The following is a 26,845-nucleotide window of genomic DNA, read 5'->3' on the forward strand; positions in this document are numbered from 1 at the left end:
CCTACCCTCACTCCGAGGCGAACGCCGCCCGCAACTCCTCCTTCAGGGACCGCTGGAAGGCCGTCACCAGTGCCTGCACCACCATCGGCTGCATGTGCGCCGACAGAGCCTTCATCGACTCCACCCGCTCCGGGTCGTCCTCGTCCTCGGTGAACGGCCCCCACACCTCGTCCCGGAACAGCGCCGTCAACTGGTGCGCCGCCGTCCGCGCGTGCTCCAGCAGGATCCCCCGCGCCACCAGCAGCGTCTCGTGGGCGATCGGTACGTCCAGCAGCGCCACCCCCAGCCGCAGCAGGCCCACGTCCACCCGGAAGCCCTCCCCGGACCCCGCCACCACGTTCATCGCCGCCAGCCGGCGCAGGTCCCCGTCCGACAGGATCCGCCCCGCCCGCCTCTCCAACTCCGCCCGCGACACCTCCTGCGCCGCGTCCGGAGCCCACGTCGCCACCAGCGCCCGGTGGATCGCCAGGTCGTGCGCGCTCAGGTCGTCCGGCAGGGCGTCCAGATAGCGCTGGATCGCCGACAGGGTCATGCCCTGGTGCTGGAGCTCCTCGATCAGCGCCAGCCGCGACAGGTGCTCGGGCCCGTAGTGCCCCACGCGACGAGGTCCGATCACGGGAGGGGGCAAAAGCCCGCGCGTGCTGTAGAACCGTACGGTGCGGACGGTGACACCGGCCTTGGACGCCAGTTCGTCCACGGTGAGCATCGGCTCGGTCGCCTGGTCGGCCATCGCCCGCTCCTCGCTCTCTGAGCTCTCTGATCCACGGCTTGGGTTCAACAGTATTGCTGTCGCACCAACGATGTGAAACGGCCAGGAGCTGCCCATGACCACGAACCTGCGACTGCCCGGACGACCCGAGGACATCACCCTCCCCGCCCTGCTGGCCCGCAACGCGGCCGAACACCCGGACCTGCCCGCCCTCTCCTGGCGCGAGGCCGACGGCTGGAAGACCCTGAACTGGGGCCAGGTCCGCCACGAGGTCGCCGTCCTCGCCGCCGGCTACGCCGCCCTCGGCGTCGAACGCGGCGAACACGTCCTGCTGATGATGGCCAACCGCCCCGAGCACTGGCTCAGCGACCTCGCCCTCGTCCACCTCGGCGCCGTCCCCGTCACCGTCTACGGGACCTCCGCGCCCGAGCAGATCGCCCACATCGCCCGCCACAGCCGGGCCCGGCTGGCCGTCGTCGAAGGCGCCGGCGAACGCGACCGGTGGGCGCCCCTGCTGGACGACCCCGGGACCCCGCTGGAACGCCTCGTCATAGCGGAGGCCGCCGAAGCCGGCCCGCACACCGCCTACGGCTCCGTCTACGCCGACGGCGCCCGGCTGCACCGCGCCGACGGCTTCGAGAAGGCCTGGCGCGAGACCCGCCCCGAGGACCCCCTCACCGTCGTCTACACCTCCGGCACCACCGGCGACCCCAAGGGCGTCCGGCTGACCCACCGCAACATCCTGCTCCAGTCCGTCCGCCTCGACCGAGGCGTCCAGCTCCCCGAACACGCCGAGCACGTCTGCTACCTGCCGTTCGCGCACATCGCCGAACGGATCCTCGGCATCTACCTGCCCCTGCTGCGCGCCGCCCACGTCCGCCTCGTCGCCGACCCCACCGCGGTGGCCGCCGCCGTCCGCGAGCTGCGCCCCGTGCAGTTCTTCGGGGTGCCCCGGGTCTGGGAGAAGCTCGCCGCGGGCGTACGCGCGGTCCTGGCGGGCCTGCCGGAGGAGCAGCGGCGCGCCATCGACGCCGCCGGGGACCTGGCCCGGGCCCGGGCCGCCCACCAGGAACGCGGCGAAGACGTGCCGGCCGCGCTCGAAGCCGCGTACGCCGGGGCGAAGGAACGGGTCCTGGACCCGCTGCTGCGGCTGGCGGGGCTGGACCGGCTCGTCTGGACGGCCAGCGCCACCGCGCCGATGCCGATCGACGTGGTCCGCTTCTGGGCCGGCTGGGGGATCACCATCATGGACGCCTGGGGGCTGACCGAGACCTCCGGCGTGTGCACCCTCAACAGCAACACCCCCGACGGGTTCCGGCTCGGCTCGGTCGGCCGGCCCATCGAGGGGCTGGAGCTGAAGGTCGCCGCGGACGGGGAGGTCCTCACCCGCGGGGCGACCGTCTTCGGCGGCTACCTGCGGCCCGACGGGACGGTGGAGAGCGCGGCCGACGCCGAGGGCTGGTTCCCGACCGGGGACATCGGACGGCTCGACGAGGACGGCTTCCTGTGGCTGACGGACCGCAAGAAGGAGCTGATCATCACCTCGAACGGGAAGAACGTCTCCCCGGCGCTGGTGGAGAACACCGTCAAGGAACACCCGCTCATCGGCCAGGCCCTGGTCCACGGCGACGGCCGCTCCTACCTCGTCGCCCTGCTCGTCCTGGACCCCGAACTGGCCCCGGCCTGGGCGGCCGCCCGGGGCATCGAGACCACCTCCCTGGCCGGCCTGGCCGAACACCCGGCCGTCCTGGAGGAGACGTCCCGCGCGGTCGCCGCCGCGAACGCCCGCCTCAACCGCACGGAGCAGATCAAACGCTACCGGCTGCTCGCGGAGGAATGGGGCCCGGCCACGGGAGAACTCACCCCGTCCCTGAAACTCCGCCGCAGGGTGGTCAGGGAGAAGTACGGGGCACTGATCGAGGGGCTGTACGGGGAGGGGTGACGGGGCGCGACCGCCTGGGGGAGTCGCGGCACGGGCCCGCTATCTCCCCCTCGACCCCCCGGGGGTCGGGCGGCGGTTGCCCACCCGCCTCCCTGTCTGCGGGCCGGGGGTGCGGGGGGCGGTAGCCCCTCGCCCCGTCTCAGAGCTGGTTGGGGGTTTCCCGTCAGTCCCATCGTCCTTCCGGTTCGTGCCGGCCTGTCAAGGGCGCTCCTTCGTCGCGTCGCTTCGTGATCGCCTTCGGCGACCCTTGACAGGCCGACCCGCCCCGGACTGCCGAAAGACTGCCGGGAAACCCCCAGAGAAACGGCACGGTCCATCGTTGGAGGAGCGGGCGCCTCAGCGATGAGGCGAGGGGCCGGGCGCGGCCCGCCGGGAATCCGGGCCCTCAAGAGTCGAGATTCCGGGCCAGGGGCGCGACTACCCGCGCGAGAGGCCGATCAGAGCCCCCTGCGGAGTGCCCCGGCGCGACAGATCGCTACGCGCTTCTCTGATCTCGGCGGCCGGCTGCCGTCTTGGGCTGGTCATGGGTCGCACAGAAGGCTCATGTAGCCCTTTTGTGCCAGTTGGGGGGTGTGGGGTTGGACGGTGCTCTGTCGGAGTCTGCGGGTGAAAGAGTCACCCGCAGACTCCGACAAGTGGTCAAAGGCCCTGGGAGAGGGCTGATTCGCCCCTCGCAGGCGTTCGTCCGCCCCTGTTCCTCGCCGTCCCCCGCCGTCTTTCGCCTACACCGGCCCCAGGCACGGGTCGTCAGCGGCCGATGACGGGGTAGTGGTCCGAGAGGTTGGAGTACGTGTATGACTTGCCCCAGCTGGAGACCGTCCAGGGGGTCGACTGCTCCTTGACCACGTTGTTCTCCCAGCCCGCCGGGCGGGCGTTGCCCTTGCGGTACAGGACGTAGTCGAGGTCCTCGCGGGGGTCCGTGGGGTAGCGGTAGTTGGCGATCGAGTTCTGCGCCGTGTCGAAGGAGTACGGGTGTCCCGTGCGGGTGTCGGCGCCGGCGAGGTCGGCGTCCGCGAGCATCGAGGCGTACTCCGGGGTGCGGGAGTCGACGTTCATGTCGCCCGCGACGATGACCTGCTCGTTCGCCGGGATGTTCTTGGCGTCGAGGAACGCGTCTATGTTCTTGAACTGGCGGCTGCGCATCTGCGCCGCCTCGCCCGCGCCGCAGCCCGGGTCGGTGGACTGGGCGTGGGTGCCGACGACGTGGACCCTGGTGCCGTTGACGTTCAGGACGACGTAGGCGAAGCCCTTGTTCGACCACCAGTCCGCGCCGCAGGCGTCCTTGTAGACCACCTGCTCCTTGCGCAGGATCGGCCACTTGCTGAGGATCGTGACGCCGCCGTCCTCCGGGGTCGTGGTGGAGTACGAGCCGCCCGTGGCGTCCCAGCCGCTCTTGCTGCGGCCCACCACCGGGGTCTGGTACGGGTACTGCGCCGAGGCGTTGGCCTGGAGGGCGTCGGAGGCGCCGTTGTCGAAGGCCTCCTGGAGCACCACCACGTCGTGGCCCTGGAAGAAGGAGGCCCGGGGGATCTCGGCGGCGCGGTGGTCCTGGCCCCAGTTCGGGTACAGGCTCTTGCTCATCAGGAACACGTTGTAGGTCAGGACGCTCAGCCGCGGGGCGGCGGAGTCCTCGGCGGCCGTGGCGGCGGGCGCGGCGGTGAGGGCGAGGGCTGCGGCGGCGGTCGCGGCCACGGCCGTGGCGGCGGCGCGGGCGCGGCGGTGCGTGATCTGCGGCATGGGGGTCTCCGTCAGTCCGGTGGTTCCTGCGGGGAAGATCGACGCCGCAATCCAAGCAGCCGCGGTTACCTCTGGGTAACACCCGTGACAAGACTTTCTGTCCGGGGCGAAGACTTCTCGCGCTCGCATAATTGGTCCCATGGACGACATGGATCACATAGCACCCGTCAGAGCCGGCAGGGGGCTCGATCCCGAGCCGCCGCCGCCCGGTGGGGTGCTGTGGTCGACCGCCGGGGACGTGCGGTCCCTGCTGACCCTGCCCGCCGCCTTCACCATGCAGGTGGCCCACCCGGCCGTCGGTGCCGGCGTCGACCAGTACTCCGTCTTCCGCACCGACCCCTGGGGCCGGGGCGAGCGCTCGCTGCGCTCCGTGATGCTGTGGGTGTACGGCGGGGCGGAGGCCGTCGCGGAAGGGCGCCGGGTGCGCCGGCTGCACAAGGAGATCCGGGGTACGGACACCCGGGGCCGGCGCTACCACTCCCTGGACCCGGCCTGCTACGCCTGGGTGCACGCCACCGGATTCCCCGTCGCGCTGTACGCGGGGCGCTACCTGTTCCGGCCCATCACCCCCGCCCACGAGCGGCAGCTGTACGCGGAGTGGCTGCGGGTGGGGCGGATCCTGGGGCTGCGCGACCGGGACATGCCACAGACCGTCGAGGAGTTCTGGCCCTACTACCGGCGGATGCTGGCCGAGGAGATCGAGCCCACGAAGGTGGCCCGCGAACTGGTCGCCACCGACGCGGACCTGCCCCGCCCCGAGGTGGGCTCCCCGGTGCTGCGGCTGCTGCTGCGGCTCACCTGGCCGGCCCTGCGCGCCGGCTACCTGCGCTTCCGGGCCTTCGTCACCGTCGGGTACATGCCGCCCGACGCCCGGGCCGCCATCGGTCTGGAGTGGACCCCCGCGCAGGAGCGCCGGCTCCGGCGGTTCAGTACGGCCGTACGGCTCCTCGTACCGGTGCTGCCGGAGCGGCTGCGCTACCTGCCGCGGGCCCGGGCGGCGCGGGCGCGGTGGCGCGCCGGCACCCGCTGACGGGTGCCGGCGCGCGGATCGGCGTGGGCGCGTCCGTGCGCGTGGATCAGTGCTCGTGGACGGTGTTCGTCGCGGCGATCTTCTTCCAGGACTTGGGCTCCGCGGCCGGCTTGGCCGGGGACTGGAGGGTGCGGGCGCCGGACTTGGCGGCCGGCGGGGCGAAGGCCGGCTTGCCCGGGGTGTACAGCCAGGTCTCGAAGAGCTGGGCGAGGGGCTTGTTCGAGATCTTCTCCGCGTACCGGACGAAGTCCCCGACCTTGGCGTTGCCGTAGGCCCGCTCGGTCGGCCAGCCCTTGAGGATCTGGAAGAACTTCTCGTCGCCGACCTCGTTGCGCAGCGCCTGGATCGCGATCGCACCGCGGTCGTACACGGCGCCGTGGAACTGGTTGTCCGGGCCCGGGTCGCCGGGCTTGACCTGCCAGAACGGGTCCTCGGCCGGGCGGGAGGCGTACGCCCAGTCGGCGAGCTCCTGCGCGGTGCCCTCGCCCTCCTTCTCCGACCAGAGCCACTGGCTGTAGCGGGCGAAGCCCTCGTTGACCCAGATGTCCTTCCAGTTGTCGACGGACACGCTGTCCCCGTACCACTGGTGGGCCAGCTCGTGGACGACGACGGAGACGTTGGCGCCGTTCGCGAACTGGCGCGGGCTGTAGAAGGGCCGGGTCTGGGTCTCCAGGGCGAAGCCGCTGGGGACGTTCGGGACGTAGCCGCCGAGCGCGTTGAAGGGGTACGGGCCGAAGACGCCCTCCAGCCACTCCGCGACCTCGCCGGTCCGCTCGACGCTCGCGCGCGCCGAGCCCGCGTTGTCGCCGAGGTCCTTGCTGTACGCGTTCAGGATCGGCAGGCCGTTCGCCGTCTTGTCGGTGGTGATGTCGAACTTGCCGATCGCGAGGGTCGCCAGGTAGGTGGCCTGCGGCTTGTTGGACCGCCAGTTGTAACGGGTCCAGCCGAGCTTCGAACTCTGCGACTGCAGCACGCCGTTGCTGATGGCCTGGGTGCCGTCCGGGACGTTGACGGACACGTCGAAGGTGGCCTTGTCGAGGGGGTGGTCGTTGCTCGGGAACCACCAGGCCGCCGCGTCCGGCTCCTGCGCCGCCACGCCGCCGTCCGGGGTGCGCTGCCAGGCCGACCAGCCGTCGACCTTGAACTCGGAGGGCTTGCCCGCGTACTTGACGACGACCGTGGCCTGACGGTCCTTCTGGAGCGGCTGCGCCGGGGTCACTTCGAGCTCGTGCGCGCCCGAGGTCGCGAACTTCGCCTTGGCACCGTTGACCCGGACCTCGCTGACCTTGAGGCCGAAGTCGAGGTTGAAGCGGGACAGGTCCTGCTTGGCGGTCGCCAGGAGGGTGGCCGTGCCCTCCAGCAGGTCGGTCTTCGGCTGGTACTGGAGCCGCAGGTCGTAGTGGGAGACGTCATAGCCGCCGTTCCCGCTGGCCGGGTAGTAGGTGTCGCCGATACCCGGGGCGCCGGGACCCGCGCTGGCCGCCGATGCCGGGATCACCAGCAGGAGTGAGGCGGCCAGGACGCTCGGGGCGATGACTTTGCGGTGCACGAAGAGCTCCAAGGGGTAGGGGAGACAGATCGGTCAAGGTCTCGTCGTTCGACCGTATTCACCCGTGGCGCCTCAGGTCATGTCCATGGCTCCTGCTGTCACACGATCGCCATTCGGCCGTCATGATCCGGGGCCGTGGCGACGGCCGGGAGGGGCGTCTGACGTGCGCTTTCGTGCCCGTACGGGGCGCGCGGCGGGCCGGATTCCGGGTGCGGCCGGGCGGGTGCGCGTGGTGACCGCGCGTCAGATGAGGGGCGATATTCGGACACGCGTACGCCGCCCACCCCCTGGGTGTGGCGGCTCGCACGCCGCGTCAGGGCGATTTCCGGCCGCCCCGGCGGCGGCGGACCACCGCCGGCCGCGCAGGACGCAGAGTGGCCCGATCGGCGCTCTTGCATCGAGCCGCTAGGGCGCGACCTCGGGGGACAGGGCCGAGGGGCTCCCGCGGTCCACCGGCGGCACCTGCCACAATTGACAGCCTTCCACGCAAACGCACGAAGGCAGGCGGGACCGCACAGTGACCATGTCCATCGAAGGCAGGATCGCCGAGGAGCTCGGCGTACGGGAACGGCAGGTCAAGGCCGCCGTCGAGCTGCTCGACGGCGGCTCCACCGTGCCGTTCATCGCGCGCTACCGCAAGGAAGCGACCGAGATGCTCGACGACGCCCAGCTGCGCACCCTGGAGGAGCGGCTGCGGTACCTGCGCGAGCTGGAGGACCGCCGCTCCGCGATCCTCGACTCCGTGCGCGAGCAGGGCAAGCTCGACGCGGAGCTGGAGGCCCGGATCGCCGCGGCCGACACCAAGGCCCGGCTGGAGGACATCTACCTCCCCTTCAAGCCCAAGCGCCGCACCAAGGCCCAGATCGCCCGCGAGGCCGGCCTGGAGCCCCTCGCCGAGGGCCTGCTCGCCGACCCCTCCGCCGAACCCGCCACGGCCGCGGCCGCGTACGTCGACGCCGGCAAGGGCGTCGCCGACCCGGCCGCCGCGCTGGAGGGCGCCCGCGCCATCCTCACCGAGAAGTTCGCCGAGGACGCCGACCTGATCGGCGACCTCCGCGAGCGCATGTGGGGCCGCGGCCGGCTCGCCGCGAAGGTCCGCGAGGGCAAGGAGGAGGCGGGCGCCAAGTTCTCCGACTACTTCGACTTCGCCGAGCCCTTCACCGCCCTCCCCTCGCACCGCGTCCTGGCCATGCTGCGCGGCGAGAAGGAGGACGTCCTCTCCCTGGACCTGGAGCCCGAGGAGCCTTCCGACACCCCCGGCCCCTCCACGTACGAGGGCGTCATCGCCCGCCGCTTCGGCATCGCCGACCGCGGCCGCCCCGGCGACAAGTGGCTCGCCGACACCGTCCGCTGGGCCTGGCGCACCAAGATCCAGGTGCACCTCGGCATCGACCTGCGGACCCGGCTGCGCGCCGCCGCCGAGGACGAGGCCGTCCGGGTCTTCGCCGCCAACCTGCGCGACCTGCTGCTCGCCGCCCCCGCCGGCACCCGTGCCACGCTCGGCCTGGACCCGGGCTTCCGCACCGGCGTCAAGGTGGCCGTCGTCGACGCGACCGGCAAGGTCGTCGCCACCGACGTGATCCACCCGCACGTCCCGGCCAACAAGTGGGACGAGTCCATCGCCAAGCTGGCCCGCCTCGCCGCGCAGCACTCCGTCGAGCTGGTCGCCATCGGCAACGGCACCGCCTCCCGCGAGACGGACAAGCTCGCCGGGGACCTCATCACCCGCCACCCCGAGCTGAAGCTCACCAAGGTGATGGTCTCGGAGGCCGGCGCCTCCGTGTACTCCGCCTCGGCCTTCGCCTCGCAGGAACTCCCGGACATGGACGTGTCCCTGCGCGGCGCGGTCTCGATCGCCCGCCGCCTCCAGGACCCCCTCGCCGAACTGGTCAAGATCGACCCGAAGTCCATCGGCGTCGGCCAGTACCAGCACGACCTGTCCGAGCTGAAGCTGTCCCGCTCGCTCGACGCGGTCGTCGAGGACTGCGTGAACGGCGTCGGCGTGGACGTCAACACCGCCTCCGCCCCGCTGCTCTCCCGGGTGTCGGGCATCAGCGGCACCCTCGCCGAGAACATCGTCGCCCACCGCGACGCCAACGGCCCCTTCCGCAGCCGCAAGGGCCTCAAGGACGTGGCCCGCCTGGGCCCGAAGGCGTACGAGCAGTGCGCCGGCTTCCTGCGGATCCGCGGCGGGGACGACCCGCTGGACTTCTCCAGCGTGCACCCCGAGGCCTACCCCGTGGTCCGGGCCATGGGCAAGCAGGCGGGCACCGAGGTGGCGGCGCTGATCGGCAACACCTCCGTGCTCTCCTCCCTGCGGCCCGAGCAGTTCGTCACCGAGGCCTTCGGCCTGCCCACGGTCACCGACATCCTGCGCGAGCTGGAGAAGCCCGGCCGCGACCCGCGCCCCGCGTTCAGGACGGCCACCTTCAAGGAGGGCGTCGAGAAGATCGGCGACCTGGCGCCCGGCATGATCCTGGAGGGCGTGGTCACCAACGTCGCCGCCTTCGGCGCCTTCATCGACATCGGCGTCCACCAGGACGGACTCGCACACGTGTCGGCCCTGTCGAAGACCTTCGTCAAGGACCCGCGCGACGTGGTGAAGCCGGGCGACATCGTCCGGGTCAAGGTCATGGACGTGGACATCCCGCGCAAGCGGATCTCCCTCACCCTGCGCCTGGAGGACGAGGCGGGCGCCGAGCGCGGTGCCGGCGCCCCCCGCCAGCGGGACGAGAGGCAGGGCGACCGCCGCGGTGGCGGCCGGCCCCCGCAGCAGCGCGGCGGTGGCCAGGGCCAGGGCCAGGGCCGGCGCGGCGGCGACGGCCGGCGCCAGGGCGCGGGCGGACAGGGCGGCCAGGGCGGGGCAGGGCAGCGCTCCGGCCCCGCCCCGGCCAACAGCGCCATGGCCGACGCACTCCGCCGGGCCGGTCTCAGCAGCCCCGAGGAGGGCCGCGGCCGCCGCTAGCGGCACCCGGGTCCACGGCCCGGAGGAGCCTTCGGCAGGGGTGGCCGAATAGCCACCCCCGCCAGGGGAACTTCCTTGCCAACTCCCCGGGAAGATCGGTAGGGATGGCGGAACGCCCGTTCGCGCGCGCGGACGGGCGTTCCCCCTTTCCCCTCGGGGGGCGCACCTCCGAGGCCGCCCCAAGGCACAGGACGCCATGCCGATGCCCACCCCCCACGCCTACCGCCGCTGCCCGAGAAAGGGTCCGAAGAGGGAAAACATGCCCTACCGGGACCTCAGCCTGCGCAAACGCTGCGAGACCATTCTCGGTCGCCTGGACCTGACGACCCCGTTCTCCCTGGCGGGCCTCTGCGCGCACATGGCCGACCGGCGCGGCCGCCCCATCCGGCTCCACCCGCTGCCCAGGGAGGCCGCCGAATCCGGCGTCTGCGGGCTGTGGGTCGGCACCGACACCGTCGACTACGTCTTCTACGAGGCCCACACCACCCCCCTGCACCGGGAGCACATCGTGCTCCACGAACTCGGGCACATCCTCTTCGGCCACCACTCCCTGGAGGGCGAGGAGAACGACGGCCGGGCCCCCGTCGTCCGCGGCCGCACCAACTACACCACCCGCCAGGAGAAGGAGGCGGAGATGCTCGCGAGCATGATCCGCATCCGCACCTCCACCGCCGGCCACCCCCGCCGCGGCGCGGCCCCCCGGGGAGCCCTGGCCCGGCTGGAGTCAGCCATGGGCTGCGCACGGGGCCACCGCGATGGCAGCTGAGCTCGCCGCCGCCGGGGACTGGCTCGCCGTCCCCGGTGTGGTCTGCCTGTGGATAGCCGTGCTGATCCGCGCCCCCGGCGCGCTGCGCTCCCCGGAGCAGCGCGGACTGTGGCTGGCCGTCGCCACCGCGGCCGCCGCGATGACCCTCAACCTGCCCGCCGTCGTCACGTACGCCATGAGCCGCGAGCCCTCGTACGCCCACACCGTCGGTCTCGTCCGCAACCTCATCGGCGTCCTGTCGGCCGGTGCCGTGCTCTACTTCGTCGCCGCCGCCACCCGCGGACGCAGGCTCCAACTCGCCTCCTGGGCGGGCACGGTGCTCTGGTTCGCCGTCCTCATCACCCTGGACGCGGGCGCCCCCGAGCACGGCACGCACACCATCCCGACCGCCGGGACGCCCGTGCCCTCCCTCGCGTACTGGCTCGTCCTCATCTCCGCCCACCTGATCGCCAACACCATCTGCGTCTTCGTCTGCTGGCGCTACGGCCGCCGCTCGGAAAGCCGCGCGCTCGCCCTGGGACTGCGGCTGTTCGGCCTGGGCACCGCGTTTGCCTGGGCGTTCTGGTTCGCCTACCTGCTCAAGGCCCTCTTCGGCAGCACCTGGGCACTGCCCGCCCTGCCGCTGATGATGAGCCTGCACGGCCTGCTGCGGGCCGCCGCGATCCTCGTGCCCACCGTGTTCGCGCTGCGCCGCACCCTCGCCGACACCGCCACCGCCTGGCGGCTGTGGCCGCTGTGGCGGGACCTGGTCCACGCGGTCCCTTACGTGGTCCTCACCGAACCCCGCACCGGGCGGCTGCTGGAACTGCTCTGGCCGCCCGTGCCGCGCAACCTGCTCGTCTACCGCAAGGTCATCGAGACCCGCGACGCGATCCTGATCCTGGGGGAGTACGTCACCCCGGGCGTCCCCGAACTCGCCCGCGGCCATGTCGCCGGTACGGGCGTCCCCGAGCAGCGGCGCACCGCCGCCGCGCTGGCCTGCGTACTGAAGGAGGCCCGGCGGGCGAAGCTCGCCGGACTGCCCGGATCGCCCGGACAGCCGCCACGGGCCCCCGCGCTGGACCTCCCGGCCGTGATGCGGGCCTCCGCCGAGGACGGGGACCTGGAGGACGAGGCCAGGTTCCTGGTGGACGTCGCCCAGGCCTGGGCCTCGCCCACGGCCGCCGCCTTCACCCCCGCCACCCGAACCGCCTGAACACCCGAGAGCGAGCCCACGTGCCCACCACCGTACTGATCACCGGGGCCAGCGCCGGCCTCGGCGCCGCCTTCGCGCGGGCCTTCGCCGCCAAGGGCTGCGACCTGGTCCTCGTGGCCCGGGACAAGGACCGCCTGGAGGCCCTGGCCGCCGAGCTGGCCCGGACCGACGGCAGCACCTGCGAGGTGCTGCCCGCCGACCTGCTCGACCCCGCGGCCCTCGCCGCCGTCGCCGACCGGCTCGCCGACACCGCCCGGCCCGTCGACGTCCTCGTCAACAACGCCGGGTTCGGCCTGCCCGCGCCCTACCCGTACAACCCCGTGGAGGACGAGGAGCGGATGCTCGACCTCCTCGTGAAGGTCCCGCTCCGGCTCACCCACGCCCTCCTGCCGGGCCTGCGCGAACGCCGCCGGGGCGCCGTCCTCAACGTCTCCTCCGTCGCCGGCCTCCTCCCGACCGGCACCTACGGGGCGGCGAAGGCCTGGATCACCGCCTTCAGCGAATCCCTCCGGATCGACATGGAGCCCTACGGGGTCCGCGTGCTCGCGGTCGTCCCCGGCTTCACCCGTACCGAGTTCCAGGAACGCGCCGGAATGGACGTCAGCGCCCTGCGCGACGCGGTGTGGCTGGAGCCGGAGGCCGTGGTGGCCAAGGCCCTGCGCGACCTCGCCCGCCGCCGCCCGATCAGCGTCACGGGCCGCCACTACCAGGCGTACGCCTTCGCGGTCCGGCACCTGCCGCGCGCCTTCGTGGCCCGCAGGATGGCCCGCGACCGGCGACCCCCGGCCGGCCGCCCCGCCTGAGCGGGCCGGTTTGCGGGAAGGCGCTCCGGGCAGCAGCCTGGCGAGGGGGACAGCGACCCGGGGGCGAGGAGGATCCGTCATGGACGAGCAAGGCGGCGCCGGAGGCGTCCCGCTCCACCACGATGACGCAGGACGGCAGCAGCACCGCAAGCCGCGCGCCGAGCGCCAGCGCTCCGCCCCGGAATCCAGGCCGGAGCCGGAGCCCGCGCCCGTCCGGCGCGAGGACACCGACGAGGCGAGCCGCCTCGACCGCCCCGGGGCCCCCGAGCAGGACCCGGCCGAGCCCCGTAAACACCGCACCCACGGCAAGGGCCCGGACGAGTTCTAGACCCCCGGCCCGGGCTCCGGCCGCGCGCAACGCGCGGGCCGGGGCCCCGGGGCGCCCGGTTGCGCCCGTGCCGGGTGACGTCCGAGCCCGGTGACGTCAGAGTTCGGTGACCTTGCCGGCGACGACCTCGAGGCGCCGCGTCACGTGCACCGCGTCCAGCATCCGACGGTCGTGCGTGACCAGCAGCAGCGTGCCCTCGTAGGACTCCAGGGCCGACTCCAGCTGCTCGATCGCCGGCAGGTCCAGGTGGTTCGTCGGCTCGTCCAGCACCAGCAGGTTCACCCCGCGCCCCTGGAGCAGCGCCAGGGCGGCCCGGGTGCGCTCGCCGGGGGACAGGCTCGCCGCCGGGCGCAGCACGTGCGCCGCCTTCAGGCCGAACTTGGCCAGCAGCGTGCGCACCTCGGCCGGCTCGGTGTCCGGAACGGCCGCGCAGAACGCCTCCAGCAGCGACTCCTCGCCGAGGAACAGGCCGCGCGCCTGGTCGACCTCGCCGACCAGGACGCCCGAGCCGAGGACGGCCGAGCCGGAGTCGGGGGCCAGCCGGCCCAGCAGGACCGCGAGCAGGGTGGACTTGCCGGCGCCGTTGGCCCCGGTGATCGCCACCCGGTCCGCCCAGTCGATCTGCAGGCTCGCCGGGCCGAAGGAGAAGCCGCCGCGCTTGACCGCCGCCTCGCGCAGGGTGGCGACCACCGAGCCGGAGCGCGGGGCCGCCGCGATCTCCATGCGCAGCTCCCACTCCTTGCGGGGCTCCTCCACGACCTCCAGGCGCTCGATCGCCCGCTGCGTCTGGCGGGCCTTGGCGGCCTGCTTCTCGCTGGACTCGCCGCGCAGCGCCTTGCCGATCTTGTCGTTGTCGGTGGACTTGCGGCGGGCGTTGCGCACGCCCTTGTCCATCCAGTTGCGCTGCATCTGCGCCCGGCCTTCGAGCGCGGCCTTCTTGTCCGCGTACTCCTCGAAGTCCTCGCGGGCGTGGCTGCGGGCCCGCGCGCGCTCCTCCAGGTACGACTCGTAGCCGCCGCCGTAGAGGTTGATCTGCTGCTGCGCCAGGTCCAGTTCGAGGACCTTGGTGACCGTCCGCGTCAGGAACTCGCGGTCGTGGCTGATGACCACCGTACCGGCGCGGAGTCCCGTCACGAACCGCTCCAGGCGCTCCAGGCCCGCCAGATCGAGGTCGTTGGTGGGCTCGTCGAGGAGGAACACGTCGTAGCGGGACAGGAGGAGGGAGGCCAGGCCCGCCCGGGCGGCCTGGCCGCCGGACAGGGCCGACATCGGCAGGTCCAGGCTCACGGCCAGACCCAGCTCGTCGGCGACCTCCTGGGCGCGTTCGTCGAGGTCGGCGCCGCCGAGGTTCAGCCAGCGGTCGAGGGTGTCGGCGTACGCGTCGTCGGCGCCCGGGGTGCCGTCCACCAGCCCCTGCGTGGCCTCGTCCAGCGCCGCCTGCGCGGCGGCCACGCCGGTCCGGCGGGCCAGGAACTCGCGCACCGACTCGCCCTCGCGGCGCTCGGGCTCCTGCGGGAGGTGGCCGATGGCCGCCCCGGGCGGGGAGAGCCGAAGCTCCCCGGTCTCGGGGGTGTCCAGCCCGGCGAGCAGGCGCAGCAGGGTCGACTTCCCGGCGCCGTTGACGCCGACGAGGCCGATGACGTCGCCGGGCGCGACGACGAGGTCGAGACCGGCGAAGAGCGTGCGCTCACCGTGCGCGGCGGTGAGGTTCTTGGCGACGAGGGTTGCAGTCATGATGCCCCGATCCTATCGGCGCGCCGCCGCCCTACCCGCCGATCAGCCGCAGGCCCGCCCACAGGGCCGTCACCGCCGCCGCGACGGTCACCGGCGTGGTCAGCAGCCCGAGCCGGGTGAAGTCGCCCAGCCGGACGTCCTCGCCGTGCGCGTGCAGCAGCCGCCGCCACAGCAGGGTGGCCAGGGAGCCGACGTACGTGAGGTTCGGGCCGATGTTCACGCCGATCAGCACGGCCAGCACCACCCCCGGCCCGCCGGGGGCGGCCAGCGGCAGCAGCGCGAGCACCGCGGGCAGGTTGTTGATCAGGTTGGCGAGGACGGCGGCCACCCCGGCCACCGCCAGGAGCGCGGGCAGCGAGTCCCCGTCGGGCAGCAGCCACTCCAGCCCGTCGCCGAGCCCGTGGCCCACCACGGCCCGTACCACCACCCCCAGCGCCAGCACGAACAGGCAGAACGCCGGCGCGGTGGAGGCCGCCAGCCGCCGCGGGGTGGTCTCGCGGCGCCGCAGGGCCCGTACGCCCAGCACCACCGCACCGGCCAGCGCGGCCCAGGCGGGACTGGCCTCCGCGAAGGAGGCCACCGCGAAGCCCGCCAGGGTCAGCAGCAGCACGACGAGGGCGAACCGCGGCACGGGCGCCGGCTCGGCCGCCTCGGGCACGTGCTCGGGCGGGGCGGCGAGGTCCGCCCGGAAGAAGCGGCGGAACACCGCGTACTCCACGGCGATGGCGACCGCCCAGGGCGCCGCCATCAGCGCCGCGAACCGGGTGAAGGTGAGCCCGCTCGCGGCGAAGGCCAGCAGGTTCGTCAGGTTCGACACCGGCAGCAGCAGCGAGGCCGAGTTGGCCAGGTGCGCGGTGGCGTACACGTGCGGGCGGGGCCGGGCGCCCAGCCGGGCCGACGTCGCCAGTACCACCGGTGTCAGCAGCACCACCGTGGCGTCCAGGCTCAGCGAGGCGGTGACCGCCGAGGCCACCAGGAACACCCCGCCCAGCAGCCCCGCCGCCCCCCGCCCGGCCGCGCGCCGGGCCACGGCCGCCCCGGCGGCCCGGAACAGCCCCTCGTCCGCGCACAGCTGGGCGAGGGCCAGGATCACGGCCAGGAACCCCACCACCGGCAGCAGCTCGCGCGTCTGCTCCCAGGCGTCGGCCGGCGACACCACCCCCAGGGCGACGAGCAGCCCGGCGGCCGGCACGGCGGCCGCCGCCTCGGGGAGACCGCGCGGGCGCAGCACGGCGAAGGCCAGCACGGCGAGCAGCAGGGCGACGGACAGGGACTCGGCGAGGACGGTGTTCAGGACGGTACTCCGGACGGCGCGGTGGGGACCGCCCCAGGATCGCACCCTCCGCCGCTTTCCCCGCCCGTGTCCGGATAGGTGGGGTACCCGTCATTGCGGCCATCCCGTCCGCGGTCACAGGATGGAGCCATGTCACCGCGAAACGTGCTCGTCGTCCTCTACGACGGGGTGCAGAGCCTGGACGTCACCGGCCCCGTCGAGGTCTTCGACGGAGCAGGCCGTCTCCCGGGGGAGGAGGGGTACGCCATCCGCACCGTCTCCCTCGGCGGCGCCGCGGTGCGCACCAGCAGCGGGCTGACCCTGCTGCCGGACGGCGCTCTGGAGGATGCCCGCCCCGGTCCGCGGACCACCCTCCTGGTGCCGGGCGGGCGCTACACGGCCGACTTCGAACCGAGGCTCACCCGCTGGCTGCGCGCGTACGGGGGTCGCGCGGGCCGGCTGGTGTCGGTCTGCACCGGGGGACTGCTGCTGGCCGAGGCCGGGCTGCTGGACGGGCGGCGGGCCACGTCGCACTGGTCGGTGTGCGAGCGGATGGCCCGGGACTACCCGCTGGTGTCGGTGGAGCCGGACCCCATCTACGTCCGGGACGGGCCCGTCGCCACCTCGGCCGGGGTCACCGCCGGGATCGACCTCGCGCTGGCCCTGGTGGAGGAGGACCTGGGGCGGGACGCGGCGCTGGTGATCGCCCGGCACCTGGTGGTGTTCCTGCGCCGCCCCGGGAACCAGGCGCAGTTCAGCGCGCAGCTGGCGGCGCAGACGGCCCGGCGGGAGCCGCTGCGGGACGTCCAGCAGTGGATCGCCGAGCACCCGGACGGCGACCTGGGCGTGGAGGCCCTGGCGGCCCGGGCGGCGCTGTCGCCCAGGCACTTCGCGCGGGCCTTCCAGGCGGAGACGGGGGTCACCCCGGGGCGGTACGTGGAGCGGGTGCGGGTGGAACACGCGCGGCGGCTGCTGGAGGAGGGCGGGGAGGGCATCGCGCAGATCGCCCGCTCGTGCGGCTACGGCACCCCGGAGGCCCTGCGCCGGGCCTTCGTCAAAACCCTGGGCCAGCCCCCGGCCGAATACCGCCGCCGCTTCGGCCGCAAGCCCCTTCCCTGACGCGGTCCCCGCACCGCCCGTGCGGCGGGCCGGGGAGGAGGGCGTGCCGCCGGGCGCGTCGCGGGCGTTGAACCGGCGCCCGGTACACACACATGTTTCCGCCCCGCGAACGGGGCGGCCTACCGCTCCGGAGGAGCCATGCAGATCGCCGTACTGCTCTACGACCGTTTCACCGCGCTCGACGCCGTCGGGCCCTACGAGACCCTCAGCCGGATCCCCGACGCCGAGACCGTGTTCGTCGCGGAGCGCCCCGGTCCCGTGCGGACGGACAACGGGGTGCTGGGGCTCGTCGCCGACAAGGCGCTCGACGAGGTGACCCGGCCGGACATCGTCATCGTGCCCGGCGGCCCGCACCCCGAGGCGGAGATGAAGAACCCGGCCGTGCTCGACTGGCTGAGGGCCGTGGACGCCACGACCACCTGGACCACCTCCGTCTGCACGGGTTCGCTGCTCCTCGCGGCCGCCGGCCTGCTCGAGGGGCGGCGGGCCACCAGCCACTGGCTCTACCTCGACAGGCTGGTCCCCTTCGGCGCCGAGCCGACGGGCGAGCGGGTGGTCTTCGACGGCAAGTACGTCACCGCCGCCGGGGTGTCCTCCGGCATCGACATGGGCCTCGGGCTGCTCGGCCGGATCTCCGGGGACGAGTACGCGCAGGCCGTGCAGCTGCTGTGCGAGTACGACCCGCAGCCGCCGTACGACGCGGGTTCCCCGCAGAAGGCGCCGGCCGAGCTCGTCGCCCGGATGCGCGCCGCCAACCCGCTCAGCTAGAAGGCCAGCCGAAGGCGGGGGGCCGCCGTTCCAGGAACGCGGCGACACCCTCCGCGGTGTCGCCGCTCGCGGCGGCCTGGGCCGCCCAGTACGCGTCCCGGTCGGTGCGGCCGTCCGCGAACTCCTTGGCGGCGGCCTGCGTCAGCCGCGAGCGGGTGGTCAGGGTCCGGGCGAAGGCGGCCACCCGCTCCTCCAGGCCGCCCGCCGGCAGCAGCTCGTTCAGGAACCCGGCCCGCAGGGCCGTCTCCGCCCCGATCAACTCGGCGGAGAACAGCAGGTACTTGGCCCACGCGGGGCCGACCACCGAGGCCAGCCGGCGGGTGGAGGAGGCCGGGTAGACGATGCCCAGCTTCGCCGGGGTCACCCCGAAGGACGCGCCCTCCTCCGCGAAGCGCAGGTCGCACGCCGCCGCCAGCTGGCTGCCGCCGCCGACGCAGAACCCGCGGATCGCGGCCAGCGTCGGCTTCGGGAAGGCCGCGAGGGCCTCCTCGGCGGCCACGGCCACGGCCTGCGGGTCTTCCTTGCCGGTGAGCGAGGAGATGTCGGCCCCGGCGCAGAAGGTCGTACCGGCCCCGGTCAGCACGAGCACCCGTACGGCGTCGTCCTCGGCGAGCAGTTCCAGCAGCTCCGGAAGCTCCCGCCACATGGAGGCGGTCATGGCGTTCCGCTTGGCCGGGTGCGAGATGACGACGGTGGCGACCCCGTCGCCGACCGTGTGGTGGAGGGCTGCGTCCATGCGCGGGATGCTATCCCGGGCAGCCGATCCTATGATCAAGGGAGTCCGACTCCGGGGGGTGCCGAGGAGGTGGCACGCCCATGGGCGCCGACCGCAGTGACCCGGACTCGCGGCAGCGGGAGAAGAAGAAGCTGAAGCGCGGCTTCGGGCTGATGACCCTGCTCGGGGTGATCCTCGTCCTGGCCGGGCTGGTGGGCCTGGTCTACACGAACGTGGCCGCCCTGACCTCGATGTTCCTCTTCGGCTGGCTGCTGCTCATCGGCGGCGTCGTCGGTCTCGTGCACGCCGTGCAGTCGCGGGGGACCAGCTACTTCTGGCTCGCCGTCATCGTCGCGGCCGTCAACCTGGCCGCTGGCGTCGTGATCCTGCGCCGCCCGGAGGCGAGCGCCGAGGCCCTGACCATGTTCGCGGCCCTGCTCTTCCTCACCGCCGGGGTGTTCCGCCTCGTCGGCGCCCTGGTGGTGCGCGGCACGAACTTCGGGATCGCCCTGGTCCAGGGCGCCTTCGGGCTGCTGCTGGGCATCCTGATCCTGTCCAACTGGCCCGGCAACAGCCTGTACGTGATCGGAACGTTCTTCTCGCTCGCCCTGCTGTTCGACGGATTGAGCCTGATGGCGCTGGGCCTTGGCGGCCGCCGGATCCTCGGTCTGGTCAGGGACGATGACGCGGGGGCCGCGCCGGGCGCGATGGGCGGGACGGGGGAGGCGGCCGGGAACCGGCTTGCACCGGATCAGGAACAGCGCAACAACTGACTCTGTCATAAACCAGTGGTCAGAAAGCGTCCGATTGACGCTGACTTCTGGTCAGCGGCGCGGTCCGGACCAGTGTTTTCCCCACTCTTGACACGTGGAGACGATCGAGCGCGAAGACGGGGGCCGGAAGATGGACGACAGCGGGAGCATCCCGCCGGCCCGGGGAGGTGAGGTGTCGGCCCCGGCCGACCCCCTCGCTTACGAGGGAGTGTGGCGCTTCACCGCGCCCGCGGTTGAAGAATCCGTTCCGCAGGCCCGCCGCGCGGTTCGCGACCTGCTCGGCCGCCAGGGGGTGCCGGCCCAGCAGGACCTCGTGTACTCCCTGCTGCTGATCGTCTCCGAACTGGTGACGAACTCGGTCCGGCACGCGGCCCTGCTCTCCCCGGAAGTCGCCGTCGAGGTGGCGGTGGGCCGGGAGTGGGTACGGGTGGCCGTCGAGGACAACCACCCGTACCGGCCCAAGGCGCTGGAGGCCGACTTCGGCCAGACCGGCGGCCGGGGCCTGCTGCTGGTCCGGGAGGTCACCCGGGAGGCCGGCGGGGTGTGCGACGTCGAGCACACCGCGTCGGGCGGCAAGGTGATCTGGGCGGCACTGCCGCTCACCGCCCCGGCCCCCGGGATCTGACGTCCGGGGCGGCCGTCCCGGACGTCCGCCCCGGACGGCGCAGCGGCTACCAGCCGGCCGCGTCGCCGGTCAGCTCGCGGATCGCGGGGCGCGCCGCGTCGAGCACCGTCATGAACCAGGCGGAGAACGGCTGCTCCGCGTGCCGCTTCGCCAGCTCCTCGGCCGTGACGAAGGCGGTGTCGCCGACCTCCTCCGGATCCGGGTCCAGCACCGGCCGGGCCAGTCCCACGAACAGGTGGTTGTACTCCTGCTCGACCAGGCCCGAATCCGGGTCCGGGTGGTTGTAGCGGACCGTACCCGCCTCCGCGAGCAGGGAGGGCGAGAGCCCGAGCTCCTCGTGGGTGCGCCGGGCAGCGGCCGCGAACGGCGACTCCCCGGGGTAGGGGTGGCCGCAGCAGGTGTTCGACCAGACGCCGGGGGAGTGGTACTTCCCGAGGGCGCGCTGCTGGAGCAGCAGCCGGCCCTGCTGGTCGAAGAGGAACACGGAGAACGCCCGGTGCAGCAGGCCCGGTGCCCGGTGCGCGGAGAGCTTCTCCGCCGTGCCGATGGTGTTGCCGGACTCGTCGACCAGTTCGAGCATGATCGGTTCTTGAGCTCCGGTGCCGGTGGACGCGCTGCTGGTGGCGTCGGTGGCTGGTGTGGTCGGCATACCCATCCTTCGCTTCGGACTTCGGCCTTCAGTCTGCCGTACAAAAGAGGCTTGTCCCCACTTCGGCAATCCGCGCACGTCCGCCCCCCGCCGCGTGGTAAGCGGCGGGGGGCGGAGGTCCGGCAGGGGATCAGACGCCGAAGGCGGCCGGGTAGGAGATCGTGCCCGCCGGCACCGGAACGGAATCGTCCAGCACCAGGGCCATCATCGCCCCGTCGGGCACCTCGAAGGGCGCACCGATCCCGAACCGCGACGCCGGCGCGAAACCGAACCGCGGATAGTACGAGGGGTGCCCGAGGACCAGCACCAGCGCCTCCCCGGCCTCCCGCGCGGCCGCGAGCAGCGCCCGTACGACGGCGCTCCCGGCGCCCGAGCGCTGGACGGCGGGATCGGCGGCCACCGGCGCGAGGGCCAGCGCGGGCACCCCGCCCACCCGGCAGCGGGTCAGCAGCGCGTGCGCGGCCACCTCACCGTCCGGGCCCTCGGCCACGTACGAGAGCCCAGGCAGCCAGGCCTCGGCGTCGGCGCGCAGCGCGTCCACGAGATCGGCCTCGAGCGGAGTACCGAAGGCCGCCAGGTTGACGGCCCGTACGGCCGCCGCGTCGGCCGGAGCCTCCGGGCGGGTCCGCCAGCGGCCCCCGTCCCCGGCGGTCACCGGTGCCAGCACGTAGCCCGTGTACCCGTACTCGTGCCCGTGCCGTTCCCGTACGGCGAGCTCCTCGCGTACGTATCCCAGCGCGGCCTCCTGCGCGGCGGAGGCGGGCACGGCCGCCCGGACCCGCTCGCCGAGCGGGCCGTAGTACTCGGCCCAGTCGGAGTCGGGCTGCAGCAGGGTGCCGAGCACCCGGTACCCGGCGGCCTGGACGGCCGCGGTGTTGCGGGCGGCGGAGCGCAGCGGGTACTGCGGGTCCCAGAAGGCCCGGGCCCCGGCCGAGGGTTCCTCGGCGGTCCACTCGCACTCGCTCAGCACGAGCCGCCCGCCCGGTGCCAGCAGGCGCTTCCACTCGGCGAGCGCCCGGTCGAAGCCGAGGATGTAGGCGGAACCCTCCGCCCAGACGAGGTCGAAGGAGCCGTCCTCGAACCCCTCGGAGGGCAGCGCGCCCATGTCGGCGCGCACCGTGCGCACGCGCCCCTCCAGGCCCCGCGCGCGGGCGGCGGCGCGCAGCTCGTCGAGGAAGGGCTCGTGGAGGTCGAGGGCCGTCACCTCGGCGAGGCCCGCCCCGCCCGCCTCGGCGGCGAGCAGCAGGGCGCTGCGGCCCGGACCGCAGCCCAGGTCGAGGACGCGGGGCCGCTCGGGCAGCGGTCCGCACAGGGAGAGCAGGTGCCGCGTGGAGTCGTCGGAACCGGGGGACTGCCGGGGCAGCCCGCGGTGCAGCTCCATGAAGGCGGCGAAGACGCCGTCGTCGGAGCCGGAAGCGGAGGAAGAAGCGGTGTTGTCGGTCAACGTGAACCCTTGAACGGGGGCTCCGGCCGACGAGGTCTTACCGGTGTGGGATCAGACCCGGCCGGACGCCCGGAAGGAAACGGGGATGTACCGGAGTTCGCCGCGCACGGCAGCGACCACTGCGACGGTCATCAACCCACCTCGTTTCCCGTTCGATCCGCCGGCGGTGCCCCTTCGGCCCGCCTTCGCGCACCCCGTGACCCGGGTGCGCCGCCGTCCACCCTAACATCCGGGCCCGAACGGCCCCGTTTCGGGCCGAACAGCTGATGAATGGGGCCTTCCATTCATCCGATAGCCTCTGCCGACAGCCCTGCCGACGCGCTGCCACCGCCCCCACCCGGGCAAGCGGCCGTCGGGAATGTCCGTCGCAAGGAGTGAGTTCGTCTGCCGACCGTCATCCTCACCGGCCCGCCGGTACCCGGATCACCGCTCCAGGACGAGCTCCGGTCGCTCGGGTTCGACGTCCGCCCGGCCGCCGGTCCCGAAGACACCGCCGGCGTCCTGGCCGGGATCCCGGCCCAGGAGCGGGTGGCCGTCGTCGACAGCGCCTTCGTCGGGCACCCGCACGCGCTGCGCCTCGCCCTGACCGACCCGCGCTTCGACGCCTGTGCCGTGACCGGCGCCCTCGCCGTCCAGGCGGGGGCCCGCGCGGCCCTCGACAAGGCCGCCGCGCTGGCCCCGGCGGGCACCGGACCGTACGCGGACCGGCTCGCCGCCGCCGTGGAGGCCGCCGGGACCACCGTCCAGCGGCCCGAGCTGGGCAGCCTGGTCGCGGCCGTGCCGGAGGGCGAGGCCGAGCGTTCCGAGGCCCTCGCGGCCGTGGCCGCCGTGGACGACGAGGCCGTACGCCTGCGCACCGCGGTGAAGTCCCGCGACGGCTTCTTCACCACCTTCTTCATCAGCCCGTACTCGCGCTACATCGCCCGCTGGTGCGCGCGCCGCGGCCTGACCCCGAACCAGGTCACCACCGCCTCGCTGATCACCGCGCTGGTCGCGGCCGGCTGCGCGGCCACGGGGGAGCGCTGGGGCTACGTCACCGCCGGCGTGCTGCTGCTCGTCTCCTTCGTACTGGACTGCACCGACGGGCAGCTCGCCCGCTACTCGCTGCAGTACTCGACGATGGGCGCCTGGCTCGACGCGACCTTCGACCGTGCGAAGGAGTACTCCTTCTACGCGGGCCTCGCGCTCGGCGCGGCCCGCAACGGCGACGACGTCTGGGCCCTCGCCCTGGGCTCGATGATCCTCATGACCTGCCGGCACGTGGTGGACTTCTCGTTCAACGAGGCCAACCACGACGCCACCGCCAACACGAGTCCCACGGCGGCCCTCTCCGGCAGGCTCGACAGCGTCGGCTGGACCGTCTGGGTCCGGCGGATGATCATCCTGCCGATCGGCGAGCGCTGGGCGATGATCGCCGTGCTGACCGCCTTCACCAGCCCCCGCGTCGTCTTCTACGCCCTGCTCGTCGGCTGCGCCTTCGGCGCGCTGTACACCACCGCCGGACGCGTCCTGCGCTCGGTGACCCGCAAGGCGAAGCGGACGGACCGGGCCGCCCGGGCCCTCGCGGACCTCGCCGACTCGGGCGTCCTGGCCTGGACCGGCTACCCCCGGCCCACGAAGCGACCGGACCGCGCCGCACCCTGGCTGGCCCTGGGCGTCTCGGTGCTGATGACCGGCGCCGCGCTCACCCGGGACTTCGGGGACCCCTGGCTGATCGGGACCGCCGCCGCGTACGCGCTCTTCGCCGGCGCCGCGGTCTCCGCGCCCCTCAAGGGCCCCCTCGACTGGCTGATCCCGCCGCTCTTCCGGTTCGGGGAGTACGTGACGGTCCTCGCGCTCGCCGCCAAGGCCGACGTCCCCGGGGCCCTTCCGGCCGCTTTCGGACTGGTCGCGGCGGTCGCCTACCATCACTACGACACGGTCTACCGCATCCGTGGCGGCTCGGGCGCTCCCCCGCACTGGCTGGTGCGGACGACCGGCGGTCACGAGGGCAGGGTCCTGCTGACCGTGGTCCTCGCCACCGTCCTCGCCCGCGACGCGTTCCCCGTCGCGCTCACGGCCATGGCCGTGTTCGTGGCACTCGTGGTGCTCGTGGAGAGCATCCGCTTCTGGGTCTCCTCCGGGGCACCCGCCGTACATGACGAAGGAGAACCAGCATGATCGGCCTTGTCCTCGCTGCCGGTGCCGGACGCCGCCTGCGTCCCTACACCGACACCCTGCCCAAGGCCCTCGTGCCCGTCGGCCCGGAGGGCCGGGAGGACAGCCTCACCGTCCTCGACCTGACCCTCGGCAACTTCGCCGAGGTCGGCCTGACCGAGGTCGCGATCGTCGTCGGCTACCGCAAGGAGGCCGTCTACGAGCGCCGGGAGGCCCTGGAGGCCAAGTACGGCGTCAAGATCACGCTGATCGACAACGACAAGGCCGAGGAGTGGAACAACGCCTACTCCCTGTGGTGCGCGCGTGACGTCCTCAAGCGGGGCGTGATCCTCGCCAACGGCGACACCGTCCACCCCGTCTCCGTCGAGAAGACCCTGCTCGCCGCCCGCGGCAACGGCCAGAAGATCATCCTCGCCCTCGACACGGTCAAGAACCTGGCCGACGAGGAGATGAAGGTCGTCGTGGACGGCGACAAGGGTGTGCGGAAGATCACCAAGCTGATGGAGCCCGCCGACGCGACCGGCGAGTACATCGGCGTCACCCTCATCGAGCCCGAGGCCGCCCAGCAGCTCGCCGAGGCGCTGAAGACCACCTTCGAGCGCGACCCCGACCTCTACTACGAGGACGGCTACCAGCAGCTCGTCAACGACGGCTTCACCATCGACGTCGCCCCCATCGGTGACGTCAGGTGGGTCGAGATCGACAACCACGACGACCTCGCCAAGGGCCGGACGATCGCATGCCAGTACTGACGCGGCTGATCCCCTCGCCGGTCGTCGTCGACATCAGCCGCGGGGCGATGGACCAGCTGGACGGCATCCTCGCCGACCAGCGGATCTCCGCGTCCGGCCGGCTGGCGATCGCGATCAGCGGGGGCTCCGGACAGGCGCTGCGCGCCCGTCTGGAGCCGGCCCTGCCGCTCGCCGACTGGTACCCGGTCGTCGACGGCACCATCGACTCGGCGGTCAAGCTCGCCGACGACATAAAGGGCCGCCGCTACGACGCCGTCGTGGGGCTGGGCGGGGGGAAGATCATCGACGTGGCGAAGTACGCCGCGGCGCGGGTCGGCCTGCCCATGGTGGCCGTCGCCACCAACCTCTCCCACGACGGCATCTGCTCGCCGGTGTCCATCCTGGACAACGACAACGGCCGGGGCTCCTACGGCGTCCCCACCCCGATCGCGATGGTGATCGACCTCGACGTGATCCGCGAGGCCCCCACCCGCTTCATCCGCGCCGGGGTCGGCGACGCCATCTCCAACATCTCGGCCATCGCCGACTGGGAGCTCTCGCACAAGATCACCGGCGAGTCCGTGGACGGCCTGGCCGCCGCCATGGCCCGTACCGCCGGCGAGTCGGTGCTGCGCCACCCCGGCGGATGCGGCGACGACGAGTTCCTCACCGTGCTCTCCGAGGCCCTCGTCCTCTCCGGCATCGCCATGTCGATCAGCGGGGACAGCCGCCCCTCCTCCGGGGCCTGCCACGAGATCAGCCACGCCTTCGACCTGCTCTACCCGGGGCGCTCCGCGCTCCACGGCGAGCAGGTCGGCATCGGCGCCGCCTTCGCCATGCACCTGCGCGGGGCCGCCGACCAGGCCGGGCTGTTCACGGAGGTGCTGCGCCGCCACGGCCTGCCGGTACTGCCCGAGGAGATCGGGTTCAGCGTGGACGAGTTCGTCGCCGCCGTCGAGTACGCCCCCCAGACCCGCCCGGGACGCTTCACGGTCCTGGAGCACCTCAACCTGTCCGCAGCCGAGATCAGGGACGCTTACGCCGACTATGCCCAGACCATCCGTAGCTGAACTCCGGCCCGTCGTTCACCCGCCGGGCGTCAAGGACCGGCGCAGTGGCGAGCACTGGGGCGGCCGCCTGTACATGCGCGAGGTCTCCCTGCGCATCACCCGGCTGCTGGTCACCACCAAGGTCACGCCGAACCAGCTGACCTACGTGATGACCCTCGCCGGCGTCCTCGCCGCCCCGGCCCTGCTGGTGCCGGGCGTGCTCGGAGCCGTCCTCGGCGTGGTCGCGGTCCAGCTGTACCTGCTGCTCGACTGCGTCGACGGCGAGGTCGCCCGCTGGAAGAAGCAGTACTCGCTCTCCGGGGTCTACCTGGACCGGGTCGGCGCCTACCTGTGCGACGCGGCCGTCCTCGTCGGCTTCGGCCTGCGCGCCGCCGACCCGTGGGGCGGCGGGCGCATCGACTGGCTGTGGGCCTTCCTGGGCACCCTCGCCGCCCTCGGCGCCATCCTGATCAAGGCCGAGACGGACCTGGTCGGCGTGGCCCGGCACCAGGCGGGCAAGCCCGTGGTGCAGGAGTCCGCCGCCGAGCCCCGCTCCTCCGGCATGGCGCTCGCCCGCCGGGCGGCCGCCGCGCTCAAGTTCCACCGGCTGATCCTCGGCATCGAGGCGTCCCTGCTGATCCTGGTCCTGGCCGTCGCCGACCAGATCCGGGGAGACCTGTTCTTCACCCGCCTCGGAGTCGCCGTGCTCGCCGGCATCGCGCTGCTCCAGACCGTGCTGCACCTGGTGTCGGTCCTGGCCTCCAGCAGGCTCAAGTGACGGCCC

Annotated in this window: 23 protein-coding genes; 15 read left to right on the top strand and 8 right to left on the bottom strand. The window is 73.2% G+C overall.

What is annotated here, in order from left to right; translation table 11 throughout:
• Positions 1-7 precede the first annotated feature (7 nt).
• Positions 8-730 (bottom strand): MerR family transcriptional regulator, encoded by a 723-nt coding sequence (locus tag D1J60_RS29485; protein WP_125823146.1) that lies wholly within the window; start codon positions 728-730, stop codon positions 8-10.
• A 94-nt stretch (positions 731-824) separates the two neighbouring features.
• On the opposite strand from D1J60_RS29485, the gene D1J60_RS29490 reads away from it, so the two are divergent.
• A complete protein-coding gene (locus tag D1J60_RS29490) occupies positions 825-2,651 on the top strand; it encodes an AMP-dependent synthetase/ligase (RefSeq protein WP_125823147.1) in 1,827 nt (608 codons plus the stop codon).
• A gap of 747 nt (positions 2,652-3,398) precedes the next feature.
• Here D1J60_RS29490 and sph read toward each other — a convergent pair.
• Positions 3,399-4,388 carry a sphingomyelin phosphodiesterase gene (gene sph, locus D1J60_RS29495; RefSeq protein WP_125823148.1) on the bottom strand — a complete coding sequence of 330 codons (990 nt, stop codon included), beginning with the start codon at positions 4,386-4,388 and terminating at the stop codon, positions 3,399-3,401.
• A 139-nt stretch (positions 4,389-4,527) separates the two neighbouring features.
• Between sph and D1J60_RS29500 the strand changes: the two genes are divergently transcribed.
• The gene (locus tag D1J60_RS29500; protein WP_125823149.1) at positions 4,528-5,418 is read left to right on the top strand and encodes an oxygenase MpaB family protein; all 891 of its coding nucleotides are present in this window, start codon (positions 4,528-4,530) and stop codon (positions 5,416-5,418) included.
• A 46-nt stretch (positions 5,419-5,464) separates the two neighbouring features.
• Here D1J60_RS29500 and D1J60_RS29505 read toward each other — a convergent pair whose 3' ends face one another.
• Complete coding sequence (locus tag D1J60_RS29505; RefSeq protein WP_125823150.1) at positions 5,465-6,967, bottom strand: M1 family metallopeptidase; 1,503 nt, start codon at positions 6,965-6,967, stop codon at positions 5,465-5,467.
• Between the two features lie 517 nt (positions 6,968-7,484).
• On the opposite strand from D1J60_RS29505, the gene D1J60_RS29510 reads away from it, so the two are divergent.
• The 5 genes from D1J60_RS29510 to D1J60_RS29530 all read left to right on the top strand — a co-directional run bounded on the left by D1J60_RS29510 (position 7,485) and on the right by D1J60_RS29530 (position 13,024).
• Positions 7,485-9,932: a Tex family protein gene (locus tag D1J60_RS29510; RefSeq protein WP_125823151.1), complete on the top strand. Its 2,448-nt coding sequence runs from the start codon at positions 7,485-7,487 to the stop codon at positions 9,930-9,932.
• Positions 9,933-10,191: 259 nt separating this feature from the next.
• A complete protein-coding gene (locus D1J60_RS29515; RefSeq protein WP_125600683.1) occupies positions 10,192-10,698 on the top strand; it encodes an ImmA/IrrE family metallo-endopeptidase in 507 nt (168 codons plus the stop codon).
• Positions 10,688-11,893: an MAB_1171c family putative transporter gene (locus D1J60_RS29520; protein ID WP_125823152.1), complete on the top strand. Its 1,206-nt coding sequence runs from the start codon at positions 10,688-10,690 to the stop codon at positions 11,891-11,893. The genes D1J60_RS29515 and D1J60_RS29520 overlap by 11 nt, the downstream gene beginning before the upstream one ends.
• Positions 11,894-11,913: 20 nt before the next feature.
• Entirely contained in the window at positions 11,914-12,696 is a 783-nt protein-coding gene (locus tag D1J60_RS29525) for an SDR family oxidoreductase (RefSeq protein WP_125823153.1), read from the top strand.
• A 79-nt stretch (positions 12,697-12,775) separates the two neighbouring features.
• Positions 12,776-13,024: a hypothetical protein gene (locus D1J60_RS29530; protein WP_125600674.1), complete on the top strand. Its 249-nt coding sequence runs from the start codon at positions 12,776-12,778 to the stop codon at positions 13,022-13,024.
• Positions 13,025-13,120: 96 nt separating this feature from the next.
• Here the strand turns inward: D1J60_RS29530 and D1J60_RS29535 are convergent, their stop codons facing one another.
• Together D1J60_RS29535 and D1J60_RS29540 are read right to left on the bottom strand one after the other, a co-directional pair.
• Entirely contained in the window at positions 13,121-14,758 is a 1,638-nt protein-coding gene (locus D1J60_RS29535) for an ABC-F family ATP-binding cassette domain-containing protein (protein WP_125823154.1), read from the bottom strand.
• A gap of 31 nt (positions 14,759-14,789) precedes the next feature.
• Positions 14,790-16,052, bottom strand: coding sequence for an SLC13 family permease (locus D1J60_RS29540; RefSeq protein ID WP_241253617.1), 1,263 nt, complete (start codon positions 16,050-16,052; stop codon positions 14,790-14,792).
• 129 nt (positions 16,053-16,181) lie between these two features.
• Between D1J60_RS29540 and D1J60_RS29545 the strand changes: the two genes are divergently transcribed.
• Both D1J60_RS29545 and D1J60_RS29550 read left to right on the top strand, forming a co-directional pair.
• Positions 16,182-17,150 (top strand): GlxA family transcriptional regulator, encoded by a 969-nt coding sequence (locus D1J60_RS29545; RefSeq protein WP_125823155.1) that lies wholly within the window; start codon positions 16,182-16,184, stop codon positions 17,148-17,150.
• A 138-nt stretch (positions 17,151-17,288) separates the two neighbouring features.
• On the top strand, positions 17,289-17,918 hold the full coding sequence (locus tag D1J60_RS29550) for a DJ-1/PfpI family protein (protein ID WP_125823156.1): 630 nt from the start codon (positions 17,289-17,291) through the stop codon (positions 17,916-17,918).
• On the opposite strand, the gene D1J60_RS29555 is transcribed toward D1J60_RS29550, so the two are convergent.
• Positions 17,911-18,654, bottom strand: a complete 744-nt coding sequence (locus D1J60_RS29555; RefSeq protein ID WP_125823157.1) for an enoyl-CoA hydratase/isomerase family protein — start codon at positions 18,652-18,654, stop codon at positions 17,911-17,913. The two genes, D1J60_RS29550 and D1J60_RS29555, sit on opposite strands and share 8 nt — an antisense overlap.
• An 80-nt stretch (positions 18,655-18,734) precedes the next feature.
• On the opposite strand from D1J60_RS29555, the gene D1J60_RS29560 reads away from it, so the two are divergent.
• Both D1J60_RS29560 and D1J60_RS29565 read left to right on the top strand, forming a co-directional pair.
• Positions 18,735-19,406 (top strand): DUF308 domain-containing protein, encoded by a 672-nt coding sequence (locus tag D1J60_RS29560; RefSeq protein WP_125823158.1) that lies wholly within the window; start codon positions 18,735-18,737, stop codon positions 19,404-19,406.
• A 130-nt stretch (positions 19,407-19,536) separates the two neighbouring features.
• A complete protein-coding gene (locus D1J60_RS29565; protein ID WP_241253618.1) occupies positions 19,537-20,031 on the top strand; it encodes an ATP-binding protein in 495 nt (164 codons plus the stop codon).
• Positions 20,032-20,077: 46 nt separating this feature from the next.
• Here D1J60_RS29565 and idi read toward each other — a convergent pair whose 3' ends face one another.
• Positions 20,078-20,680, bottom strand: coding sequence for an isopentenyl-diphosphate Delta-isomerase (gene idi, locus D1J60_RS29570; RefSeq protein WP_125602988.1), 603 nt, complete (start codon positions 20,678-20,680; stop codon positions 20,078-20,080).
• 130 nt (positions 20,681-20,810) lie between these two features.
• Complete coding sequence (locus tag D1J60_RS29575) at positions 20,811-22,061, bottom strand: GNAT family N-acetyltransferase (protein WP_125824253.1); 1,251 nt, start codon at positions 22,059-22,061, stop codon at positions 20,811-20,813.
• A gap of 447 nt (positions 22,062-22,508) precedes the next feature.
• On the opposite strand from D1J60_RS29575, the gene D1J60_RS29580 reads away from it, so the two are divergent.
• The 4 genes from D1J60_RS29580 to D1J60_RS29595 are packed head-to-tail and all read left to right on the top strand — an operon-like array spanning position 22,509 to position 26,839.
• Entirely contained in the window at positions 22,509-24,284 is a 1,776-nt protein-coding gene (locus tag D1J60_RS29580; RefSeq protein ID WP_125823159.1) for a DUF5941 domain-containing protein, read from the top strand.
• On the top strand, positions 24,281-25,033 hold the full coding sequence (locus tag D1J60_RS29585) for a phosphocholine cytidylyltransferase family protein (protein WP_125823160.1): 753 nt from the start codon (positions 24,281-24,283) through the stop codon (positions 25,031-25,033). The genes D1J60_RS29580 and D1J60_RS29585 overlap by 4 nt, the downstream gene beginning before the upstream one ends.
• On the top strand, positions 25,021-26,082 hold the full coding sequence (locus D1J60_RS29590; RefSeq protein ID WP_125818570.1) for an iron-containing alcohol dehydrogenase family protein: 1,062 nt from the start codon (positions 25,021-25,023) through the stop codon (positions 26,080-26,082). The genes D1J60_RS29585 and D1J60_RS29590 overlap by 13 nt, the downstream gene beginning before the upstream one ends.
• Positions 26,060-26,839, top strand: coding sequence for a CDP-alcohol phosphatidyltransferase family protein (locus D1J60_RS29595; RefSeq protein WP_125823161.1), 780 nt, complete (start codon positions 26,060-26,062; stop codon positions 26,837-26,839). Before D1J60_RS29590 ends, D1J60_RS29595 begins: the two co-directional genes overlap by 23 nt.
• Positions 26,840-26,845: the final 6 nt, after the last annotated feature.

This window comes from Streptomyces sp. W1SF4, from assembly GCF_003950035.1.
GTDB lineage: Bacteria > Actinomycetota > Actinomycetes > Streptomycetales > Streptomycetaceae > Streptomyces > Streptomyces racemochromogenes.

What these genes read in the sequence shown, in the direction of transcription:
- D1J60_RS29485 (WP_125823146.1), bottom strand. Translation starts at nt 730, where the DNA reads ATGGCCGACCAGGCGACCGAGCCGATGCTCACCGTGGACGAACTGGCG.
- D1J60_RS29490 (WP_125823147.1), top strand. Translation starts at nt 825, where the DNA reads ATGACCACGAACCTGCGACTGCCCGGACGACCCGAGGACATCACCCTC.
- sph (WP_125823148.1), bottom strand. Translation starts at nt 4,388, where the DNA reads ATGCCGCAGATCACGCACCGCCGCGCCCGCGCCGCCGCCACGGCCGTG.
- D1J60_RS29500 (WP_125823149.1), top strand. Translation starts at nt 4,528, where the DNA reads ATGGACGACATGGATCACATAGCACCCGTCAGAGCCGGCAGGGGGCTC.
- D1J60_RS29515 (WP_125600683.1), top strand. Translation starts at nt 10,192, where the DNA reads ATGCCCTACCGGGACCTCAGCCTGCGCAAACGCTGCGAGACCATTCTC.
- D1J60_RS29520 (WP_125823152.1), top strand. Translation starts at nt 10,688, where the DNA reads ATGGCAGCTGAGCTCGCCGCCGCCGGGGACTGGCTCGCCGTCCCCGGT.
- D1J60_RS29530 (WP_125600674.1), top strand. Translation starts at nt 12,776, where the DNA reads ATGGACGAGCAAGGCGGCGCCGGAGGCGTCCCGCTCCACCACGATGAC.
- D1J60_RS29535 (WP_125823154.1), bottom strand. Translation starts at nt 14,758, where the DNA reads ATGACTGCAACCCTCGTCGCCAAGAACCTCACCGCCGCGCACGGTGAG.
- D1J60_RS29545 (WP_125823155.1), top strand. Translation starts at nt 16,182, where the DNA reads ATGTCACCGCGAAACGTGCTCGTCGTCCTCTACGACGGGGTGCAGAGC.
- D1J60_RS29550 (WP_125823156.1), top strand. Translation starts at nt 17,289, where the DNA reads ATGCAGATCGCCGTACTGCTCTACGACCGTTTCACCGCGCTCGACGCC.
- D1J60_RS29555 (WP_125823157.1), bottom strand. Translation starts at nt 18,654, where the DNA reads ATGGACGCAGCCCTCCACCACACGGTCGGCGACGGGGTCGCCACCGTC.
- D1J60_RS29560 (WP_125823158.1), top strand. Translation starts at nt 18,735, where the DNA reads ATGGGCGCCGACCGCAGTGACCCGGACTCGCGGCAGCGGGAGAAGAAG.
- D1J60_RS29565 (WP_241253618.1), top strand. Translation starts at nt 19,537, where the DNA reads ATGGACGACAGCGGGAGCATCCCGCCGGCCCGGGGAGGTGAGGTGTCG.
- idi (WP_125602988.1), bottom strand. Translation starts at nt 20,680, where the DNA reads ATGCCGACCACACCAGCCACCGACGCCACCAGCAGCGCGTCCACCGGC.
- D1J60_RS29575 (WP_125824253.1), bottom strand. Translation starts at nt 22,061, where the DNA reads ATGGAGCTGCACCGCGGGCTGCCCCGGCAGTCCCCCGGTTCCGACGAC.
- D1J60_RS29585 (WP_125823160.1), top strand. Translation starts at nt 24,281, where the DNA reads ATGATCGGCCTTGTCCTCGCTGCCGGTGCCGGACGCCGCCTGCGTCCC.
- D1J60_RS29590 (WP_125818570.1), top strand. Translation starts at nt 25,021, where the DNA reads ATGCCAGTACTGACGCGGCTGATCCCCTCGCCGGTCGTCGTCGACATC.
- D1J60_RS29595 (WP_125823161.1), top strand. Translation starts at nt 26,060, where the DNA reads ATGCCCAGACCATCCGTAGCTGAACTCCGGCCCGTCGTTCACCCGCCG.